Below are 1918 nucleotides of genomic sequence, written 5' to 3' on the forward strand. Positions count from 1 at the left end.
TGAAGAAGTTAGAGTCGATGATAAAGAAATGGAAATCAGTGCTAAAGCCGCACCGATTCTCTTTATAACCAGTAATGATGAGAAAGATTTACCGGATGCTTTCCTACGCCGGTGTTTATTCCACTATGTTAAATTTCCTAAATTCGAGCAGATTGTGCATATTGTCAAGGCTAGATTTCCAGATATTGCCGATGAACTGACCCAAAAATCCGTTTCCCGATTTTTAGAATTGCGTGAATTAATGGCAGAGGAAACTGGACGATCTACTAAAAAAGTAAGTACCAGTGAGTTATTGGATTGGATTCAAGCCCTAAACCAAGATACTCTAGAAGAAGCATTACAAAAATTATCCCAAAAACCGCTTCCCTATTTAGAAGTATTGCTAAAGAGTTGGGAAGCACATATTAGTTATCTCAGGCTAAGTGAGGATACCGAATGAATGAGCCAGCACTGCTAGAGTTATTCAATCGTCTCCGAGAAGCAGGGCTACCCTTAGGGTTAGAGGAATATCACCTGTTGCTCCAAGCAGTGGATGGTGGTTTCGGTAAGGATGACCGCAATGCCTTAGCTCAACTGTGTTCCACCCTTTGGGTTAAATCTGAACAGGAGCAACTTATCTTTCAAGAGTATTTTAACCAGTTAATCCCCGAAGATACTAGACAGCAAGTTTTACCAAGCAGTACGGAAACAAGTCGATATCAAGAAAGGATTGTAGATAGCTCAGAAGCCGATGATGCCAATACCAAAAATGGGAAACCTGTTCGAGGGATTAAATACATTATTTTGGGAGTTATTGCTGCCCTAGTAACAGCTATCGTTATTCCTTTTATTCCTTGGCTATGGCCAAAACCACTGCCAGAAAATCCTGGTACTTTAAGCTTTAAGACTATTCCATTCTCTAACTCCCTTGGGATTATACACGAGAATGACAAAAATCTAAAAATTATAATTGCTCGTACGGGTGGCAGTAGAGGTGAGGTCAGTGCAACAATTATTATTGATGAAAGCAAGGATTATTATCTAGGACGATTAGTTAATTATAGGAAATATAGTATAGATCAAAAAAACGATGACTGGACAAAAAAAGTAATAGCATCATTTAAGGACTTTAAAAAAACATCTATCACTGTCACATTCACTGATGATAAATCTGGATTACAGGAAGTAATTATTCCTATCTTATATGACAAAATTAACGAGGGAAATGAGCCAATTACTATACGATTAACTAACCCTCAAGGACAAGTTAAAATAAGTCCAAAAGACACTGCTACGTTGACTATTACTGATTCAGAATATCTAGCATTATTTGCTTGGTTTTATTCTTTAGTAGAATCTTTAGTAGAACGGTTTGGTTCTTGGTGGGAACTTGGTCTGATTATAATTGCAGGCTTGTTGACCCTACTGATTGTTGTGAAAATAATAAGTCTGCGAAAAAAAATTAGAGCTTCTGATCAGGAAGATACTGAAGATCTGACAAATTTACCGATAGCTAAGCTCTCCCCTAAAGTTATTCAAAGCCTATTTGACAAAATACAAGTTGTCAAAGCAATCAAACAGCCTGACAGTCAGCTGGGAGAGACTTTCCTGATTATAAATAACGATCTTCCCGTTACCTATCGGCAAATGAAGCAGGGGTGGCGCTATCTGCGACATTTAATGGGAGAGGGGGTACCAACGGAACTAGACCTGGAAGCAACCGTAGAGCAAATTGGACAACAGGGTGTTCTACTGAATCCGGTACTAAAGCCTCGTCGCATTAATAAGATAGAGCTTTTATTGCTGATCGATCAAGATGGCTCGATGGTGCCTTTTCATCACTTTTCACAAGCACTGGTGGATACAGCCTCAAGAGGTGGACGTTTTAATCAGGTTAGGGCTTATTATTTCCATAATTGCCCCAGTGACTATCTTTACC

Annotated in this window: 2 pseudogenes; both read left to right on the forward strand. The window is 38.9% G+C overall.

The window, feature by feature from the left end:
* Positions 1-439 (forward strand): annotated as a pseudogene (locus F6K49_RS44615) (MoxR family ATPase); the annotation flags it as partial.
* Positions 436-1918: pseudogene (locus F6K49_RS44620) on the forward strand (hypothetical protein); the annotation flags it as partial. The pseudogenes F6K49_RS44615 and F6K49_RS44620, both read left to right, overlap by 4 nt.

The sequence above is a fragment of the Moorena sp. SIO3I6 genome (assembly GCF_010672095.1).